General features: G+C 71.6%; 19 protein-coding genes and 1 riboswitch. Of the genes, 10 read left to right on the top strand and 9 right to left on the bottom strand.

Features of this window, described 5'->3' with window-relative positions; translation table 11 throughout:
* Complete coding sequence (locus ACFY3C_RS14160) at positions 1 to 630, top strand: TetR/AcrR family transcriptional regulator (RefSeq protein WP_389183747.1); 630 nt, start codon at positions 1 to 3, stop codon at positions 628 to 630.
* Positions 631 to 1,159: 529 nt separating this feature from the next.
* Positions 1,160 to 2,674, top strand: coding sequence for a phytoene desaturase family protein (locus ACFY3C_RS14155; RefSeq protein WP_390770921.1), 1,515 nt, complete (start codon positions 1,160 to 1,162; stop codon positions 2,672 to 2,674).
* 13 nt (positions 2,675 to 2,687) lie between these two features.
* Here the strand turns inward: ACFY3C_RS14155 and ACFY3C_RS14150 are convergent, their stop codons facing one another.
* From ACFY3C_RS14150 to ACFY3C_RS14125, 6 genes are all read right to left on the bottom strand, one after another.
* On the bottom strand, positions 2,688 to 3,623 hold the full coding sequence (locus tag ACFY3C_RS14150; protein WP_390770920.1) for a hypothetical protein: 936 nt from the start codon (positions 3,621 to 3,623) through the stop codon (positions 2,688 to 2,690).
* Between the two features lie 56 nt (positions 3,624 to 3,679).
* Positions 3,680 to 4,603 (bottom strand): methylenetetrahydrofolate reductase [NAD(P)H], encoded by a 924-nt coding sequence (metF, locus tag ACFY3C_RS14145; protein WP_390770919.1) that lies wholly within the window; start codon positions 4,601 to 4,603, stop codon positions 3,680 to 3,682.
* 126 nt (positions 4,604 to 4,729) lie between these two features.
* Positions 4,730 to 5,377 (bottom strand): thiamine phosphate synthase, encoded by a 648-nt coding sequence (thiE, locus tag ACFY3C_RS14140; protein ID WP_386574300.1) that lies wholly within the window; start codon positions 5,375 to 5,377, stop codon positions 4,730 to 4,732.
* Positions 5,378 to 5,467: 90 nt separating this feature from the next.
* Positions 5,468 to 5,833, bottom strand: coding sequence for an Rv2175c family DNA-binding protein (locus ACFY3C_RS14135; protein WP_094220178.1), 366 nt, complete (start codon positions 5,831 to 5,833; stop codon positions 5,468 to 5,470).
* A gap of 198 nt (positions 5,834 to 6,031) precedes the next feature.
* Positions 6,032 to 7,264 carry an NAD(P)/FAD-dependent oxidoreductase gene (locus ACFY3C_RS14130; protein WP_390770918.1) on the bottom strand — a complete coding sequence of 411 codons (1,233 nt, stop codon included), beginning with the start codon at positions 7,262 to 7,264 and terminating at the stop codon, positions 6,032 to 6,034.
* 32 nt (positions 7,265 to 7,296) lie between these two features.
* Positions 7,297 to 7,701, bottom strand: coding sequence for a hypothetical protein (locus ACFY3C_RS14125; RefSeq protein WP_386574302.1), 405 nt, complete (start codon positions 7,699 to 7,701; stop codon positions 7,297 to 7,299).
* A 53-nt stretch (positions 7,702 to 7,754) separates the two neighbouring features.
* Positions 7,755 to 7,866, top strand: a riboswitch (TPP riboswitch).
* On the opposite strand from ACFY3C_RS14125, the gene thiO reads away from it, so the two are divergent.
* The 6 genes from thiO (at position 7,864) to ACFY3C_RS14095 (ending at position 13,605) form a co-directional block, all read left to right on the top strand.
* Positions 7,864 to 9,024, top strand: coding sequence for a glycine oxidase ThiO (thiO, locus tag ACFY3C_RS14120; protein WP_390770917.1), 1,161 nt, complete (start codon positions 7,864 to 7,866; stop codon positions 9,022 to 9,024). (Overlaps the previous riboswitch by 3 nt.)
* Complete coding sequence (gene thiS, locus ACFY3C_RS14115; protein ID WP_386574304.1) at positions 9,021 to 9,233, top strand: sulfur carrier protein ThiS; 213 nt, start codon at positions 9,021 to 9,023, stop codon at positions 9,231 to 9,233. Before thiO ends, thiS begins: the two co-directional genes overlap by 4 nt.
* 3 nt (positions 9,234 to 9,236) lie before the next feature.
* Entirely contained in the window at positions 9,237 to 10,031 is a 795-nt protein-coding gene (locus ACFY3C_RS14110) for a thiazole synthase (protein WP_390770916.1), read from the top strand.
* A 93-nt stretch (positions 10,032 to 10,124) separates the two neighbouring features.
* The gene (pknB, locus tag ACFY3C_RS14105) at positions 10,125 to 12,065 is read left to right on the top strand and encodes a Stk1 family PASTA domain-containing Ser/Thr kinase (RefSeq protein WP_390770915.1); all 1,941 of its coding nucleotides are present in this window, start codon (positions 10,125 to 10,127) and stop codon (positions 12,063 to 12,065) included.
* Positions 12,066 to 12,099: 34 nt separating this feature from the next.
* Complete coding sequence (locus ACFY3C_RS14100) at positions 12,100 to 13,005, top strand: deoxyribonuclease IV (protein ID WP_386574307.1); 906 nt, start codon at positions 12,100 to 12,102, stop codon at positions 13,003 to 13,005.
* A gap of 75 nt (positions 13,006 to 13,080) precedes the next feature.
* Positions 13,081 to 13,605: a DUF4396 domain-containing protein gene (locus tag ACFY3C_RS14095; RefSeq protein WP_390771140.1), complete on the top strand. Its 525-nt coding sequence runs from the start codon at positions 13,081 to 13,083 to the stop codon at positions 13,603 to 13,605.
* An 18-nt stretch (positions 13,606 to 13,623) separates the two neighbouring features.
* Here ACFY3C_RS14095 and ACFY3C_RS14090 read toward each other — a convergent pair whose 3' ends face one another.
* A complete protein-coding gene (locus tag ACFY3C_RS14090) occupies positions 13,624 to 14,256 on the bottom strand; it encodes a sulfite oxidase-like oxidoreductase (protein ID WP_390770914.1) in 633 nt (210 codons plus the stop codon).
* A 176-nt stretch (positions 14,257 to 14,432) separates the two neighbouring features.
* Here ACFY3C_RS14090 and bfr point away from each other — a divergent pair, with 176 nt between their 5' ends.
* Complete coding sequence (gene bfr, locus ACFY3C_RS14085; protein ID WP_386574310.1) at positions 14,433 to 14,912, top strand: bacterioferritin; 480 nt, start codon at positions 14,433 to 14,435, stop codon at positions 14,910 to 14,912.
* Here the strand turns inward: bfr and ACFY3C_RS14080 are convergent.
* Entirely contained in the window at positions 14,909 to 15,151 is a 243-nt protein-coding gene (locus tag ACFY3C_RS14080; RefSeq protein ID WP_386574311.1) for a bacterioferritin-associated ferredoxin, read from the bottom strand. The genes bfr and ACFY3C_RS14080 overlap by 4 nt on opposite strands.
* A 155-nt stretch (positions 15,152 to 15,306) precedes the next feature.
* The gene (locus ACFY3C_RS14075; RefSeq protein WP_386574312.1) at positions 15,307 to 16,659 is read right to left on the bottom strand and encodes a class II 3-deoxy-7-phosphoheptulonate synthase; all 1,353 of its coding nucleotides are present in this window, start codon (positions 16,657 to 16,659) and stop codon (positions 15,307 to 15,309) included.
* A gap of 105 nt (positions 16,660 to 16,764) precedes the next feature.
* Between ACFY3C_RS14075 and ACFY3C_RS14070 the strand changes: the two genes are divergently transcribed.
* Positions 16,765 to 16,821 (top strand): trp operon leader peptide, encoded by a 57-nt coding sequence (locus tag ACFY3C_RS14070; protein ID WP_146468532.1) that lies wholly within the window; start codon positions 16,765 to 16,767, stop codon positions 16,819 to 16,821.
* The last annotated feature ends 88 nt before the right edge of the window (positions 16,822 to 16,909 follow it).

Genomic DNA, 16,909 nt, shown 5'->3' with positions numbered 1-16,909 from the left:
ATGGAAAGCAGCAGCGCCACGTCCGGCGGCAGCACGCGCCGCGAGGCAACCCGGCAGAAGCTCTACGAGGCGGCCGTCACACTCATCGCCGAGCAGGGCTTCTCCGCCACCACGGTGGACGAGATCGCCGAGCGGGCCGGAGTCGCGAAGGGCACGGTCTACTACAACTTCGCGAGCAAGTCGGTCCTCTTCGAGGAGCTGCTGCGGCACGGCGTGGGCCTCCTCACCGCCTCCCTGCGGGACGCGGCCGAGCGGACCGCGGCCGAGGGCGGCAACAAAGTGGACGCGCTGGACGCGATGGTCCGCGCGGGACTGGTCTTCATCGACCGCTACCCGGCCTTCACCCAGCTCTACGTGGCTGAGCTGTGGCGCACCAACCGCGCCTGGCAGTCCACCTTGATGGTGGTGCGGCAGGAGGCCGTCGCCGTCGTCGAGGGGGTGCTGCGCGAGGGCGTGGCGGCCGGCGAGTTCAGCGACGAGATCGACGTCCAGCTGACGGCGGCCGCGCTGGTCGGCATGGTTCTGGTGGCCGCCCTGGACTGGAAGTCCTTCCAGCCCGAGCGCTCCCTGGACGACGTGCACGCGGCCCTGTCCCGGCTGCTCCAGGGGCGCGTGAGCGGGAAGGCCTGAGCACACCCCGAGCACGAGGAAGGCGCCGGTCCGCTTGCCGGACCGGCGCCTTCCCACTCCCCCGTACTTCCCGTACTCCCCCGTACGGATTCCCCCTCGGTCCCCCGCGGTGGTCTGCCCCGGGCCCCCCGTGCCTCGCTTCCGCCGACGGATCGGCGGAAGGAGCGGCCAGGGCGCGGGCGCCGCTCCGCCGCCCCGTGTCGGCGGTGCCGGTCCGCGCCCCTTGCCGTGCCTCCACTCTCCCGTTCGCGCAGGTCCCGCCCCATCCGCGCGCGTACTCATCTCGGCGCCTAGGTACGGGTACTCAGGCGTGTGTGCACGGGCCCACGCCGCCGGCCCGCCGACTGGCTACGAGCACCTCCGTGTCCGTACTCCCCTTGGCCGGAGGTCTGGGGGTGTCCCCAGAAGACACAGCACGAGCGGCCGGCCCAGCGGCGGGAGGAGCGACGGCCGGCCCGGCGGGTGCCCGGACCGCCCGGCTGACCGCCCGCGGGCCGCGTTGTCGGTGGCGGTCGATAAAGTCGCAGGCATGGCACGGATTGCGGTGATCGGCGCCGGGATGGGCGCGATGGCGGCCGCTGCCCGGCTGGCCGTCGCGGGCCACCGGGTGGCGGTGTACGAGCGTACGGAGACGTACGGCGGCGCGGTGCGCCGCTTCGAGCGGGACGGGTTCGCCTTCGACACCGGCCCCGGGCTGCTGACGCTGCCCGCCGTGTACCGCGATCTGTTCGTCAAGACCGGCAAGGAGCCGCTGGAGGACGTCGTCGAGCTGGTCCAGGTCGACCCGGCCGCGCGACACGTCTTCGCGGACGGCACGCAGGTGTCCCTGCCGAACGCCTCGCGCGCGGGTGTCGTCGCGGCCCTGGACGAGGCGCTGGGCGCGGGGGCCGGGCAGCGCTGGGGCGACTTCCTGGTGCGGGCCCGCGAGGCCTGGGACCGCACGCGCCGGCCGCTGCTGGAGGAGCCCCTGTGGCCAAACTGGCAGGTGCTGGCCGAGCGGGAGCCGTATCCGGCCGTCCCGCACAAGCGGCTGCTGCGCACGCGCCGGGCGGGCACGCCGGCCGAGATCGGTGCCTGGGAGCTGCGCGACGAGCGCCTGGCGGCCCTCCTGGAGAGTCACGTCCTCGGGTACGGCCTCGATCCCCGGACCGCTCCGGCGAGCGCGGCCGTGCTGCCGTACATGGAGCACGCCTTCGGCACCTGGTACGTGCGCGGGGGCGTCCGGGAGTTGGCGCGCGCGGTGTACGAGCGGTGCCTGCAGCGGAGAGTCGAGTTCAGCTTCGGCGCCGAGGTGACCGGGATCCTGGAGAAGGACGGCCGGGCCGCGGGGGTGGAGCTGGCCGACGGTTCGGTGGCCGAGGCGGACCATGTGGTGGCGGACGTGGACCCGGCGCGGCTGCGTGCCCTGACGGAGCATCCGCTGGACGCGGACGGGGACGTGCGGGCCGATGATCCGGTCTCGCCCCGGCCCGGACGGTTCACGGCCCTGCTGGCCCTGCGGGGCGGGCGCGAGCCCGGAGCCGTCCACCGCACGATCGTGCACGCACCGGACGCCGAGACCGAGCTGGACTTCCTGGCCTCGCCCGGCGGCGACCGGCCGGTGTGTCCGACGGTGACCGTGCTGCGCCCGGACGACCCCGCGCTCACACCGGACGGCGCGCACGAGTCCGTGGTGGTGTCCGCCGTGGTGTCGACCGAGGCCGCCTGGGAGGACGAGGGCACGGTCCGGCGCTACACGGACTTCCTGGTCGAGGCCGCCGAGCGCGCGGTGCCCGGGCTGCGGGAGCGTCTGCTGTGGCACGAGGTGCGCACACCCGTGCACACGGAGGAGGAGACGGGCGCCCGGTCCGGGGTCGTGCCCGCTCCCGCGCTCGCCGCCGGCCGGGGCCGTTTCCTGTACCCGGCGAACACCACGCGCCTGCCCGGTCTGTACCGAGTGGGCGGCTGGTCGCACCCCGGCGGCGGGCTCCCGCACGCCGGCATGTCGGGTGCGCTGGTGGCCGGGCTGATCGTGGAGGGGCCGGAGTTCCGCGGCTCGCAGTGAGCCGCGGCAGGCCTCAGAAGCGGTACTGCTCGTCGTACCCGGAGCCGGGCTGGGGCTGCTGCCCGTGGCCCTGGTACGGGTACGGCTGCTGCTCCTGCGGGAGTTGGCCGCCGTAGGTCTCGTCGTTGCGCTGCTGCGGGACCCAGACTCCGCCGGCCGGGGTCTCGCCGTAGCCGCCGGTGGCGTACGGGTCCTGGCCGTAGCCCTGCTGGCCGTACTGCTGCTGGTCGTAGCCGGTGCCGTACGAGGTGCCGCCGTAGGACTGGGTGCCGACGTACGGGTCGGAGTAGTTGGCGTAGCCCTGCTGCTGGCCGCCGGTGTCGTAGCCGTAGCCCTGCTGGGCGTAGCCCGAGTAGTCGTAGGCGTAGTTCTGCTCGGCGGCCTGCGCCTGGGCCTGGGCGGCGCCCGCGTAGGCGGTGTCGCCGTAGACGCCGTAGGAGCCCGTGTCGTCCGGGAGGGGCTGGGGCTCGTAGACGGTGGAGGTCTCGGCGGCCGTGGGGTCGGTCGAGCGGCCCGGGGTGAAGACGTCGTCGCGGTCGTAGTCGTCGTCGCCGTAGGCCAGCTGGTCACTGCGGTAGTCGGCGTCCAGCTCTTCGCCCTCGGCGGCCTCCAGGTCGGAGACCTCCAGGCTCGGGTCGTGGCGGTTCGCCTTGCCGCGGCGGCGCTTGCTGCTCCCGCCCTCGGCCTCGGCGTCGGGATGTTTGATCGCCCAGCCTGCGGCGAAGCCGCGGCGGAAGGACAGCGTGACGTAGGTCTGGCCGATCGCGAAGGCGATCGCGCCCCCACCGATCACGATGACGGACGGCATGAGCACGCCGACCACGACACCGAGGAAGCCGACGAAGGCGAGCAGCCGCCAGCGCAGCCGTGCCTTGTACTGCAGCAGCACCTCGCCCAGCAACCACAGTGCGACGATGCCGAACGCGATGTAGAGGACCGTCCAGCCCATGTACGCCCCTCTCCCAGTGACCGCTACGCAGTGTGTCGTATCGCGGTGCGGCCGGTCTAGGCCTGCGGGGGGTGGTGCAGGCCCAGGTTCTCGTAGATTTCCAGGGTCGCCGTGGAGTTGTTCAGGGTGATGAAGTGCAGTCCGGGCACTCCCTCGTCCAGCAGCCGTGCGCAGAACTCCGTGGCGAACTCGATACCGATGGAGCGTACCGCCGCCGGATCGTCCTTCGCTGTGAGGATCCGCTCTTTCAGGGCGTCCGGGAACTGCGCGGTGCTGAGCTTGGGCAGCCGCTCCAGCATCTTCACGCTGGTGACCGGCAGGACCTCGGGGATGACCGGGGTGTCGCAACCCGCGGCCTCGACCCGGTCACGCAGCCGCAGGTACGACTCCGGCTGGAAGAACATCTGCGTGATGGCGTAGTCGGCGCCCGCACGGCACTTGTCGACGAAGTGCGCGACATCGGTGTCCCAGTCGGCGGATCGTGGGTGCATCTCCGGGAAGGCGGCGACACCCACGCAGAAGTCACCCGACTCCTTGATGAGCCGGACGAGTTCGGCCGCGTACGTCAGGCCGCTCGGGTGCGGGACCCAGTCGCCCATCGGGTCGCCGGGCGGGTCACCGCGGACGGCGAGCATGTTGCGGATGCCGGCGTCCGCGTACTGGCCGATGAGGTTGCGCAGTTCGGCGATGGAGTGGTCGACCGCGGTGAGGTGGGCGACCGGGGTGAGCGTTGTGTCCACGACGATCTGCTGGGTCTCCTTGACCGTCGTCGTGCGCGTGGAGCCGCCGGCGCCGTAGGTGACCGAGACGAAGTCGGGGGCCACCGCCTCGACCCTCCGCAGCGCGTTCCACAGGTTCCGCTCGCCCTTGGGGGTCTTCGGCGCAAGAAACTCGAACGAGTACGTCTTCTTGCCGGTGGCGAGGATGTCGCGCACGGTGCGTGCGCGATCAGTCCTGGTGGATGCGGTTCCGAGGGCCATACCGGCAGGTTAGCCAGGGGCGGGCGGTCCCCCAACCGGGCACTGGCAATTTGCCCGAATTGTCGGGTTCCTGTCCACCCCTTGGACAAAAACGTGGACAGGAAGTGGACAGACCCTGGTCCGGAGCTACGCCTGGCGCAGTCGCTTCGCGAACTCCGCCGCGGCGGCTCCGGGGTCGTCGGCCTCGGTGATCGCTCGGACCACGACCACCCGGCGGGCCCCCGCGTCCAGCACCTCGTCCAGATTGCCGAGGTCGATGCCGCCGATCGCGAACCAGGGGCGGTCCGTGCCCAGGGCGGCGGTGTACCGGACCAGGTCCAGGCCCGGGGCGTGCCGGCCGGGCTTGGTGGGGGTGGGCCAGCACGGGCCGGTGCAGAAGTAGTCCACGCCCTCCTGGACGGCGGCCGCGGCGGCCTCGGACTCGGCGTGCGTGGAGCGGCCGATCAGGACGTCGCCGCCGAGGATCGCCCGGGCCGCGGGGACCGGGAGGTCGCCCTGGCCGAGGTGGAGCACGTCCGCGGAGGCGGCGTGGGCGACGTCGGCCCGGTCGTTGACCGCGAGCAGCTTGCCGTGCCGGGCGCAGGCGTCGGCGAAGACCGCCAGATGCTCCAGCTCCTCGGCGGCCTCCATCCCCTTGTCGCGCAGCTGCACGATGTCGACACCGCCGGCCAAGGCCGCGTCCAGGAACTCGGCCAGGTCGCCCTGCCGGCGGCGGGCGTCCGTGCAGAGGTAGAGGCGGGCCTCGGCGAGGCTGCTGCGGGCGGTGTCGGACATGCGTGGGTCCCCCCGTCGTCGGTGTCCATGGGCGGGCGAGCGGGTGGCGTACGGGCCGGAGCCCCTACGCCACCCCTGGTGCGGGTCGGTTCAGACGGCGAGCGCCTGGGCGCGGCGCTTCACCTCCGTGCCGCGATTCTCGCTCAGGGCCTGCGCGGGGGTGCCGGGCAGGGTCGGGTCGGGGGTGAAGAGCCACTCGATCATCTCTTCGTCCGTGAAGCCGTCGTCCCTCAGCAGCGTCAGGGTCCCGGACAGGCCCTTGACGACCTTGTCCCCGTCGATGAAGGCGGCGGGGACGTGCAGCGCCCGGTTCTCACCTCGGCGTACGGCGATGAGCTGGCCCTCCTTGACCAGCTGCCGCACACGTGTCACCTCGACGTCGAGCATCTCGGCGATGTCGGGGAGGGTGAGCCAGGCGGGGACGAGAGCATCGATCTTTGCGTCAATCTCGGTCACAGGGACAAGCGTAGGCGCTCCGCTGGTTCGGCCGCGATGGGAAGTGCCGGGATGTGTCGTCGGTCGTCCGCGGGTCCGTTGTGGCTGGTCGCTCCCCCAAGTTCTCGGCTTCGCTCGAACAGGGGGGACCCCCATCGCGGCGGAGCCGCATGCCGGCTCAGCCCCGCGCCCCTTGGGAGCGCTGCCCCAAGACGTTGATCAGTCGGCCGTGGCGTCCTTCAGCGGTCTGGCCGGGTCGGTCAGCGCCTCGGCGTCCATGCGCCGGCTCGCCTCGATCAGGCGCCGGCCCTGGGCCAGATCACGCGGCCGGCCCACGGCCAGCAGGGCCACCAGCCGGTCCTCGCGCAGCCAGCAGACGGTCCAGGCCGGGCCCGCGGGGTCGCCGCGCCACACCATGCGGTCGGCCGCGGGGTGGTGGCCGGCGTACTGGACGAAGCGGCCGAACTGCTCGGACCAGAAGTACGGCACCGGGTCGTAGACCACGGGGGTCTCGCCCAGGATGTTCGCGGCGACCGTACGCGGGCCCTGTAGGGCGTTGTCCCAGTGGTGGACCAGCAGCCGGGTGCCGTACCGCGCCGAGGGGAAGGAGGCGCAGTCGCCGACCGCGTACACGTCCTCGACGGAGGTGCGCAGATGGGCGTCGGCCACGACCTCGCCGTGCGCGCCCACCTCGACGCCCGAGCCGGCCAGCCAGGCGGTGGCGGGGCGCGCGCCGATGCCGACCACGACGGCGTCCGCAGGCAGCCGCATGCCGTCCGCGAGCAGCACCGCGCCGGGCTCGACGCGCTCCACGCGCGCGTGGGTGCGCAGCTCGGCGCCGCTGTCGGCGTACCAGGCGGCCATCGGGGCGGCCACCTCGGGCGGCAGCGCGCCCGCGAGCGGCCGGTCGGCGGCCTCGACGACGGTCACCGCGCAGCCCGCCTCACGGGCCGCCGTGGCGAACTCGGCGCCGATCCAGCCGGCGCCGACGACCACGATGGAGTGCTGCCGGGCGAGCACCGGCCGCAGCCGCTCGGCGTCGTCCAGGGTGCGCAGCAGATGCACGCCCGGCACGCCCTCGGTGCCCGGCAGCGTGATCGGTTCGGCGCCGGTGGCGAGGACCAGCACGTCGTACGGGACGGGCCCGGCCTCGGTGTCCAGCTCGTGGTCGCCGGGGCGCACGCCCAGCACCTCGCAGCCGAGCCGCAGTTCGACGCCGAGCGACTCGAAGTCGACGTCGAAGGCGGATCCCTCGGCCTTGCCCAGCAGCACGGCCTTGGACAGCGGCGGCCGGTCGTACGGCTGATGGGGCTCGGCGCCGATCAGCGTGACGGTGCCCGTGAAGCCCTGCTCGCGCAGGGCGACCGCGGTCTGCACCCCGGCCATGCCCGCGCCCGCGACGACCACGCGCCGCCCCTGTGACGTGCCCTGTCGTGCTGTCTGCTCGCTCACCCGATCACCATAGACAACTGACAATTCGTCAGTCAGCGGGCGTGCTCGGTGACCTGTTCCACAACGCTGGTCCCGGCGCCCGGCCGGGACTCCCACTCCCAGGTCTCCTCCAGCCGCACCCGCCCGTCCGGCAGCTCCACGACGGTGGACGCGCAGTGCCCCGAGGAGGTGGTCCCGTCGTGTCCCAGCTGCACGTACCGGAAGTCCAGCCGGTCGCCCTGCCGGGTGCCGACCAAATGGCCGCGCACGACGTCGCCGCCCGCGTACTCGGCCCAGATCTCGCCGTCCTTCTCGTGGTACGCGAACCGGGTGCGGGTACCCACCTGACCTGGGGCCTGGTCCGCCACGGGGGCCAGGATCAGTCCGTCGAGAGATCTATAGGGCGGGGCGCAGCCCCTCGTTCGAGGGTGGTGGCGGGAGACGGGCGGGCAGGCCATGGACCGGGGCTCCCTTACGGGTGACGAGCGCTGCGGGCTAGGGTGGCCACCGTACAAGCACTCGCGGGAGCCCGGACGCACCGGGCTGAGAGGGAGGCTGGCGGCCTCCGACCGTACGAACCTGATCCGGGTCATGCCGGCGAAGGGAGGGGCTGGACGCCCATGTCGTCACGTACGTCCGACGTCCTCGTCATCGGGGGCGGAATCATCGGCCTGGTCACGGCCTGGCGGGCCGCGCAGCGCGGGCTCGCCACGGCCGTGGTGGACCCCGAGCCCGGCGGCGGGGCCGCGCGGGTCGCGGCGGGGATGCTGGCCGCGGTCTCCGAGCTGTACTACGGCGAGGAGACACTGCTCGCCCTGAACCTGGAGTCCGCCCGCCGCTACCCGGACTTCGCGGCCGAGCTGACCGAGCTGACGGGCCACGACCTCGGCTACCGCCGCTGCGGCACGCTCGCCGTCGCGCTCGACGCCGACGACCGCGCCCACCTGCGCGAACTGCACGCGCTCCAGCAGCGTTCGGGCCTGGAGTCGGAGTGGCTGTCCGGGCGGGAGTGCCGGCGGCTGGAGCCGATGCTCGCGCCCGGGGTGCGCGGCGGACTGCGGGTCGACGGCGACCACCAGATCGACCCGAGGCGGCTGGCCGCGGCCCTGGTGACCGCGTGCGAGCGGGCCGGGGTGGTCTTCCACCGGTCCTGGGCCGAGCGGCTCGACGTCGCACGGGGCCGGGCCACCGGAGTGACCACGGCGGACGGCACGGCGCTGAGCGCGGAGCAGGTCGTCCTCGCGGGCGGCAGCCTGAGCGGGCGTCTCGCGGGCGTCCCGGACGACGTACTGCCCCCCGTGCGGCCGGTGAAGGGCCAGGTGCTGCGGCTGACCGTGCCGCGCCGGTACGCACCCTTCCTGAGCCGCACCGTGCGGGCGATGGTGCGCGGCAGCCATGTGTACCTGGTGCCCCGGGAGAACGGCGAGCTGGTCGTCGGCGCCACCAGCGAGGAGCTGGGCTGGGACACGACCGTCACCGCCGGGGGCGTGTACGAGCTGCTGCGCGACGCCCATGAGTTGGTGCCGGGGATCACCGAGCTGCCCCTCACCGAGACCCTGGCGGGGCTGCGCCCCGGCTCCCCGGACAACGCGCCGCTGCTCGGCCCGTCCGGGCTCGACGGGCTGCTGCTGGCCACCGGGCACTACCGCAACGGGGTGCTGCTCACGCCGGTCACCGGGGACGTGATGGCGGAGCTGCTGGCCGGCGGTGAACTGCCCGAGGAGGCCCGTCCGTTCACGCCGGAGCGCTTCGGCGCCGCACTCATGGAGCAGCCCGCATGAACATCTCCGTCACCATCTCCGTGAACGGGGAGCGCCACCAGGTCGCCCCGGGCACCGCGCTGGACGCCCTCGTGAAGACCCTCACCAGGGCGCCGTCCGGGGTGGCCGCCGCCGTCAACGAGACCGTCGTCCCGCGCGCGCAGTGGGCGACCACGGCCCTCGCCGAGGGCGACCGTGTCGAAGTCCTCACCGCCGTCCAAGGAGGCTGACCCATGGCCGACGATCCCTTCGTCCTCGGCGGTGTGCCCCTCGGCTCCCGGCTGATCATGGGTACGGGCGGCGCACCGAGCCTGGACGGGCTGGAGCGGGCGCTGGTCGCCTCCGGCACGGAGCTGACCACGGTGGCCATGCGGCGGGTCGATCCCACGGTGCACGGCTCGGTGCTGTCGGTGCTGGAGAAGCTGGGCATCCGGGTGCTGCCGAACACGGCCGGCTGTTTCACCGCGGGGGAGGCCGTGCTGACCGCCCGGCTGGCCCGGGAGGCGCTGGGCACCGACCTGATCAAGCTGGAGGTCATCGCCGACGAGCGGACGCTGCTGCCGGACCCGGTGGAGCTGCTGGAGGCGGCGGAGACGCTGGTCGACGACGGGTTCACGGTGCTGCCGTACACCAACGACGACCCCGTGCTCGCGCGGAAGCTGGAGGACGTGGGCTGTGCGGCGGTGATGCCGCTCGGCTCGCCGATCGGCTCCGGGCTCGGGATCCGCAACCCGCACAACTTCCAGCTGATCGTGGAGCACGCGCGCGTGCCGGTGATCCTGGACGCGGGGGCAGGTACGGCGTCGGACGTGGCGCTGGCGATGGAGCTGGGGTGTGCGGGTGTGATGCTCGCCTCGGCCGTCACGCGGGCGCAGGAGCCCGAGATGATGGCCGCCGCCATGAAGCACGCGGTGGAGGCGGGGCGGCTGGCCCGGCTGGCCGGGCGGATCCCGCGCAGGCACTTCGCGGAGGCCTCCTCCCCGGCCGAGGGCCGCGCGCACCTGGATCCGGAGCGCCCCGCGTTCTAGCCGCGTGCCACCAGGGTCACAGCTCTGCTGCATTCCGTCCCCGGAACGGCCGAGCGGGCGGGACTGTCGGTCACTCCTCGTACACTCGCCTGCGTGGATACGACCCTTCAGGACCCCCTCGTCGGGCAGGTGCTCGACGGACGCTATCGCGTCGATGCGCGGATCGCGGTCGGTGGGATGGCCACGGTCTACCGGGCCCTGGACACCCGCCTGGACCGCGTTCTCGCGCTCAAGGTGATGCACCCGACCCTGGCGGCCGACGGGTCGTTCGTGGAGCGGTTCATCCGGGAGGCCAAGTCGGTCGCCCGGCTGGCCCACCCCAACGTGGTGCAGGTCTTCGACCAGGGGACCGACGGGTCGTACGTGTACCTGGCGATGGAGTACGTCGCCGGGTGCACCCTGCGGGACGTGCTGCGCGAGCGGGGCGCGCTGCAGCCGCGGGCCGCGCTGGACATCCTGGAGCCCGTGCTGGCCGCGCTCGGCGCCGCGCACCGGGCCGGGTTCGTGCACCGGGACATGAAGCCCGAGAACGTGCTGATAGGGGACGACGGCCGGGTCAAGGTCGCCGACTTCGGGCTGGTGCGGTCCGTGGACACCGTCACCAGTACGACGGGTGCCGTGCTCGGGACCGTGTCGTACCTCGCGCCCGAGCAGATAGAACAGGGCACCGCCGACCCGCGCGTCGACGTGTACGCGTGCGGTGTCGTGCTCTACGAGATGCTGACCGGCGGCCGGCCGCACTCCGGGGACTCCCCCGCGCAGGTGCTGTACAAGCACATCCACGAGGACGTGCCGCCGCCCTCGACACTGGTGCCGGGGCTGCCGTACGAGCTGGACGAGCTGGTGGCCTCGGCCACCGCGCGCACCCCGGACATCCGGCCGCAGGACGCGGCGGCGCTGCTCGGCCAGGTGCTGCGGGCGCGGGCCGCTCTGAGTGCCGAGCAGCTGGACGCGCTGCCGCCGCAGGCGCTGTCTGCGGAGCACGAGCACCGCGACATCTCCGCGGACCGTACGAGCGTGATCCCGCGCTCGCTGACCGTGCCACGGCTGCTGCCGGTCAACGAGGACGAGGACCCGACGGCGGCCGTCCAGCACACCAGCCGGCTGGACAGCCCGTCCGTCGCGCCCCGACGACGGTCGGCGCGGCCCGGGCGCGGGCTCATCACCCTCATCGCCGCGATCCTGGTGGTCTTCGGTGTGGGTGCCGGCGTCTGGTACATCAACTCGGGGCAGTTCACCAAGGTCCCGCAGCTGCTTTCCAAGACCAAGGCGCAGGCGCAGGCCAAGCTGAAGGCGGCCGGGCTCGACGTCAAGCAGGTCAGGTTCGAGTACAGCGACACGGTCGAGCGCGGCGCGGTCATCAGCACCGACCCGGCCGCCGGGGCCCGGATCCGCAGCAACGACTCCGTGACGCTGGTCGTCTCCCGGGGCCCCGAGATCGTGAAGGTGCCGGACCTGAACGGCGTCCCGCTGGGCAGGGCGCAGTCCAAGCTGAAGGCCGCCGGTCTCGAACCGGGCATGGTCAACCGGGCGTTCAGCGACAGCGTCCCCAGGGGCGCGGTGATCAGCACCGACCCGGAGGCGGGCATCAAGCGGCACGCGGGCTCGGCGATCGCGCTCCTGGTCAGCAAGGGCAACCCGGTCGACGTACCGGACATCACCGGTGACGACCTGGACGACGCCAAGCAGGAGCTGGAGGACGCCGGCCTGAAGGTGATCGTCTCCACCGAGCAGGTCTATTCCGATTACGACAAGGGTCAGGTGGCCCAGCAGGACCCGGAAAGCGGCGGCAAGCAGGTCGCCGAGGGCGACACGGTGACGCTGAAGCTGTCCAAGGGCCCGGAGATGATCGAGGTGCCGGACGTCGTCGGGGACAGCGTGAACGATGCGACGAAGGCGCTGAAGGACGCCGGCTTCCAGGTAGACGAGGACCGGGGCCTGCTCGGGATCTTCGGCGACACCGTGCGCAAGCAGTCGGTGGACGGCGGCGAGAAGGCGCCCAAGGGGTCGACGATCACGATCACCATCCGGTGACCGGGGGCGGCGCGCCGCGTGACACCCTGAACGGGTGAGCATCGAGCAGTCCCGCCCCCTCTCCGGCAGCCCCGGAACCAGTCCCTCCCGCAACCCCGTCGGCGGTCACGTCCCCGTGGCCGGGGGTCTGCACTCCGTGGGGCTGTCGTACGCCCGTGACCTCAAGGCCGAGACCGTGCAGGTCTTCGTCGCCAATCCGCGCGGGTGGGCCACGCCGGCCGGGAACCCCCGGCAGGACGAGGCGTTCCGCCAGGCGTGCGCCGAGGAGTCGATCCCGGCGTACGTGCACGCCCCCTACCTGATCAACTTCGGCTCGCACACCGAGGCGACCGTGGAGAGGTCGGTGGAGTCGCTGCGGCACTCGCTGCGGCGCGGGCGGGAGATCGGTGCGCTCGGCGTCGTCGTGCACACCGGCAGCGCGACCGGCGGGCGGGAGCGGGCCGTGGCGCTGCGGCAGGTCCGCGAGCACCTGTTGCCGCTGCTGGACGAGCTGACCCACGACGACGATCCGTACCTGCTGCTGGAGTCGACCGCCGGACAGGGCGCCTCGCTCTGCTCGCGGACCTGGGACTTCGGGCCGTACTTCGAGGCGCTGGACGCCCATCCGAAGCTGGGCGTGTGCCTGGACACCTGCCACATCTTCGCCGCCGGGCACGACCTGACCGGGCCGAGCGGCATGCACCAGACCCTGGACCTGCTGGTCGACACCGTCGGCGAGGGGCGGCTGAAACTGATCCACGCCAACGACTCCAAGGACGTGGTCGGCGCGCACAAGGACCGCCACGAGAACATCGGCTCCGGCCACATCGGCGAGGACCCGTTCCGGGCGCTGATGACCCACCCGGCGACGGAGGGCGTGCCGCTGATCATCGAGACTCCCGGCGGCAAGGAGGGGCACGCGGCGGATGTGGAGCGACTGAAGAAACTGCGCGACGGATAACCTCTTGGGGAATACCCCTGGGGGGTATACGGTTCTTGCTCGGTGCAGGAACCGTTACCTGACATGGGGGTCGTCATGCAGCACGAGGCGCACGCAGCACACCAGCAGCACGAGGCACACGCGCACCACCAGCACGAAGCGCACGCGCACCACCACGCGCCCGCCGCCTCCTGGTCCGTGGCCGCCCGGGCCACCCTGCACTGCCTCACCGGTTGCGCCATCGGCGAGGTGCTGGGCATGGTCGTCGGTACGGCGTTCGGGTGGGGGAACCTGCCGACCATGCTGCTGGCGATCGTGCTGGCCTTCTTCTTCGGCTACTCGCTCACGCTGCGCGGGGTGCTGCGCGCCGGTGTCGACTTCCGTACGGCCCTCCGGGTGGCGCTGGCCGCGGACACCCTGTCCATCGTGGTGATGGAGCTGATCGACAACGGGGTGATCGTGGTCTGGCCGTCCGCGATGGACGCCACGCTGGGCGACGCGCTGTTCTGGATCTCGCTGGTGATCTCGCTCGTGATCGCCTTCGTGGTGACCACGCCGGTCAACAAGTGGACGATCGGCCGCGGCAAGGGCCACGCGGTGGTGCACCAGTACCACCACTGACCGACACGCCAGGAGAAGTCAGAGCTCGGGGCCGTCCCCGGGCTCTTCCTGGTAGGAGTAGCGCTGTTCCTTCCAGGGGTCGCCGACGTTGTGGTAGCCGCGCTCCTCCCAGAAGCCGCGGCGGTCGGCGGTCATGTACTCCACGCCCCGCACCCACTTGGGGCCCTTCCAGGCGTACAGGTGGGGGACGATCAGGCGGACCGGGAAGCCGTGCTCGGCGGTGAGCAGCTCGCCGTCCTTGTGGGTGGCGAAGATCGTGCGGTCGGAGGCGAAGTCCGACAGGCGCAGGTTCGAGCTGAATCCGTACTCCGCCCAGACCATCACATGGGTGACGTCCGGCGCCGGCGGGGCGAGGTCCAGGATCGCGCGGGCCGGGACGCCTCCCCACTCGGCGCCGACCATGCTGAACTTCGTCACGCAGTGCAGATCGGCGACCACGGTGGTGTACGGCAGGGCCGTGAACTCCTCGTGGTTCCAGGTGCGCTTGTCACCGTCGACGGTGCTCCCGAAGACCCGGAACTCCCAGCGCTCGGGCCGGAACTTCGGCACGGGCCCGTAGTGCGTGACCGGCCAGCCGCGCTGGAGTCGCTGCCCCGGCGGAAGCTCGGACCCTGCCGCTGCTCCAGATTCGCGCTCCACCGGATGACCCATGTCTCCATCCTGACAGACCTGGGGCAGTGCCCTTGACCACCGTTCCGTAAATCGGACAACTGACATCAAGTCGTCGCGTACTTACTAAGTACGCACTTACTGGACGATCTTCCCCGCCGGTGCAATCATGCGGCCGCATACGCCACCCGTCCCACCGTGCGGAAGGAGCCGCTGCCATGCAGGGCGACCCCGAGGTCATCGAGTTCCTCAACGAGCAGCTCACCGGCGAGCTGACCGCGATCAACCAGTACTTCCTGCACGCGAAGATGCAGGAGAACCTGGGCTGGACGAAGCTCGCCAAGTACACGCGGCACGAGTCGTTCGACGAGATGAAGCACGCCGAGGTGCTGACCGACCGGATCCTGTTCCTGGAGGGGCTGCCCAACTACCAGCGGCTGTTCCATGTGCGGGTGGGCCAGACCGTCAAGGAGATGTTCGAGGCAGACCGGCAGATCGAGGTGGAGGCGATCGACCGGCTGAAGCGGGGCATCAAGATGATGCGCGAGAAGGGCGACATCACGTCGGCGAACATCTTCGAGGACATCCTCGCCGACGAGGAGCACCACATCGACTACCTCGACACCCAGCTGGAGCTGCTGGAGAAGCTCGGGGAGGCGCTGTACATCGCGCAGGTGATCGAGCAGCCGGAGAGCTAAGCGGCCTCGTCCAGGCCGGCGGGGCCGGACAGCTCCGCCAGGACGGGCTTGCCCTGGTCCGCCAGGTCACGGCGCGGGCAGGCGCCGCGGCCGAGGATCGCCTGGATACGCCGTACGCACGAGCCGCAGTCCGTGCCCGCCTTGCAGGCGGAAGCGATCTGCCGGGGGGTGCAGGCGCCGCCCTCCGCGTGCTTCTTGACCTGGTCCTCGGTGATGCCGAAGCAACTGCAGACGTACACGCGGATTCACCTCCCGACGGGATTGATAGGTGTCGCCATCCCGCTTGATCGGTGAGGCTTACCTAACCTTACCCGCCATACCGAACCCGCAAAAGTGCGTCGGGGCGCGGATCCGGTGTGATCCGCGCCCCAATGCGATTAGCGATCGCCAATGATCACTGGTCTCGGTACATCTCGGCGACCAGGAACGCCAGGTCCAGGGACTGGCTGCGGTTCAGGCGAGGGTCGCAGGCCGTCTCGTAGCGCTGGTGCAGGTCGTCGACGAAGATCTCGTCGCCGCCGCCCACGCACTCGGTGACGTCGTCACCGGTCAGCTCCACGTGGATGCCGCCCGGGTGGGTGCCGAGGCCCTTGTGGACCTCGAAGAAGCCCTTGACCTCGTCGAGCACGTCGTCGAAGCGGCGGGTCTTGTGCCCGGAGGCCGCCTCGAAGGTGTTGCCGTGCATCGGGTCGGTCACCCAGGCCACCGTCGCGCCGGACGCCGTGACCTTCTCCACCAGCTCGGGGAGCTTGTCGCGGATCTTGTCGGCACCCATGCGGACGATGAAGGTCAGCCGGCCCGGCTCCCGCTCGGGGTCGAGGCGGTCGATGTACTGCAGCGCCTCCTCGGCCGTCGTCGTCGGGCCGAGCTTGATCCCGATCGGGTTGCGGATCTGCGAGGCGAACTCGATGTGCGCGCCGTCCAGCTGCCGGGTGCGCTCACCGATCCACACCATGTGCGCCGAGACGTCGTAGAGCCGGCCGGTGCGCGAGTCCACGCGGGTCAGCGCCGACTCGTAGTCCAGCAGCAGCGCCTCGTGCGAGGAGAAGAACTCGACCGTCTTGAACTCCTCCGGGTCCGTGCCGCAGGCCCGCATGAAGTTCAGCGCGTTGTCGATCTCGCGCGCCAGCTGCTCGTAGCGCTGACCGGACGGGGAGGACTTCACGAAGTCCTGGTTCCAGGCGTGCACCTGACGCAGGTCGGCGTAACCGCCGGTGGTGAAGGCACGCACCAGGTTCAGCGTCGAGGCGGACGCGTTGTACATCCGCTTCAGGCGCTCGGGGTCCGGGATGCGGGCGGCCTCGTTGAAGTCGAAGCCGTTGACCGAGTCGCCGCGGTAGGTGGGCAGTGTGACGCCGTCGCGGGTCTCGGTGCCCTTGGAGCGCGGCTTGGAGTACTGGCCGGCGATCCGGCCCACCTTCACCACGGGCACCGAGGCCGCGTAGGTCAGGACGGCGCCCATCTGGAGGAGCGTCTTGAGCTTGTTGCGGATGTGGTCGGCGGACACCGCGTCGAAGGCCTCGGCGCAGTCGCCGCCCTGGAGAAGGAACGCCTCTCCCTTGGCGACGGCCGCCATCCGGGCGCGCAGCTGGTCGCACTCGCCCGCGAAGACGAGCGGCGGATACGACTCGAGGTCCGCGATCACTGCGCGCAGAGCCTCGACGTCGGGGTACTCGGGCTGCTGCGCCGCGGGCAGGTTTCGCCAGGTGTTGCCAGCGCTCGGGCTGGTCTTAGCGTTCACGGTCACCTCGTAAACATTACGGGGTCGTGTCGCCATATTTTCCTCCGGCTCGACTGGTGAGACGGAGTGCTTGCCTCATGGACGCCACGGCCGTGCGGTAGGGTTCCTCGCATGTTCGCGCTTTCGAACCAGAACTGGTGGTGGACCGCTCATCCGGCGGCCCGCTGACTGCGCGTACTCAAGACTTCGCGAAGGCCGCCCGAGGGGCGGCCTTCGGTGTTTCCGGGGTCGTTCCTCTCCATCGAGAAGGATCACC

The organism is Streptomyces sp. NPDC001410 (genome assembly GCF_042895235.1).
GTDB lineage: Bacteria > Actinomycetota > Actinomycetes > Streptomycetales > Streptomycetaceae > Streptomyces.
This window is presented reverse-complemented; position numbering and strand designations above follow the sequence as displayed.

Bases quoted from the DNA above. Each gene is read 5' to 3' on its own strand.
- ACFY3C_RS14160 (WP_389183747.1), top strand. From the start codon at position 1: ATGGAAAGCAGCAGCGCCACGTCCGGCGGCAGCACGCGCCGCGAGGCA.
- ACFY3C_RS14155 (WP_390770921.1), top strand. From the start codon at position 1,160: ATGGCACGGATTGCGGTGATCGGCGCCGGGATGGGCGCGATGGCGGCC.
- ACFY3C_RS14150 (WP_390770920.1), bottom strand. From the start codon at position 3,623: ATGGGCTGGACGGTCCTCTACATCGCGTTCGGCATCGTCGCACTGTGG.
- metF (WP_390770919.1), bottom strand. From the start codon at position 4,603: ATGGCCCTCGGAACCGCATCCACCAGGACTGATCGCGCACGCACCGTG.
- thiE (WP_386574300.1), bottom strand. From the start codon at position 5,377: ATGTCCGACACCGCCCGCAGCAGCCTCGCCGAGGCCCGCCTCTACCTC.
- ACFY3C_RS14125 (WP_386574302.1), bottom strand. From the start codon at position 7,701: ATGGCCTGCCCGCCCGTCTCCCGCCACCACCCTCGAACGAGGGGCTGC.
- thiO (WP_390770917.1), top strand. From the start codon at position 7,864: ATGTCGTCACGTACGTCCGACGTCCTCGTCATCGGGGGCGGAATCATC.
- thiS (WP_386574304.1), top strand. From the start codon at position 9,021: ATGAACATCTCCGTCACCATCTCCGTGAACGGGGAGCGCCACCAGGTC.
- ACFY3C_RS14110 (WP_390770916.1), top strand. From the start codon at position 9,237: ATGGCCGACGATCCCTTCGTCCTCGGCGGTGTGCCCCTCGGCTCCCGG.
- ACFY3C_RS14095 (WP_390771140.1), top strand. From the start codon at position 13,081: ATGCAGCACGAGGCGCACGCAGCACACCAGCAGCACGAGGCACACGCG.
- ACFY3C_RS14090 (WP_390770914.1), bottom strand. From the start codon at position 14,256: ATGGGTCATCCGGTGGAGCGCGAATCTGGAGCAGCGGCAGGGTCCGAG.
- bfr (WP_386574310.1), top strand. From the start codon at position 14,433: ATGCAGGGCGACCCCGAGGTCATCGAGTTCCTCAACGAGCAGCTCACC.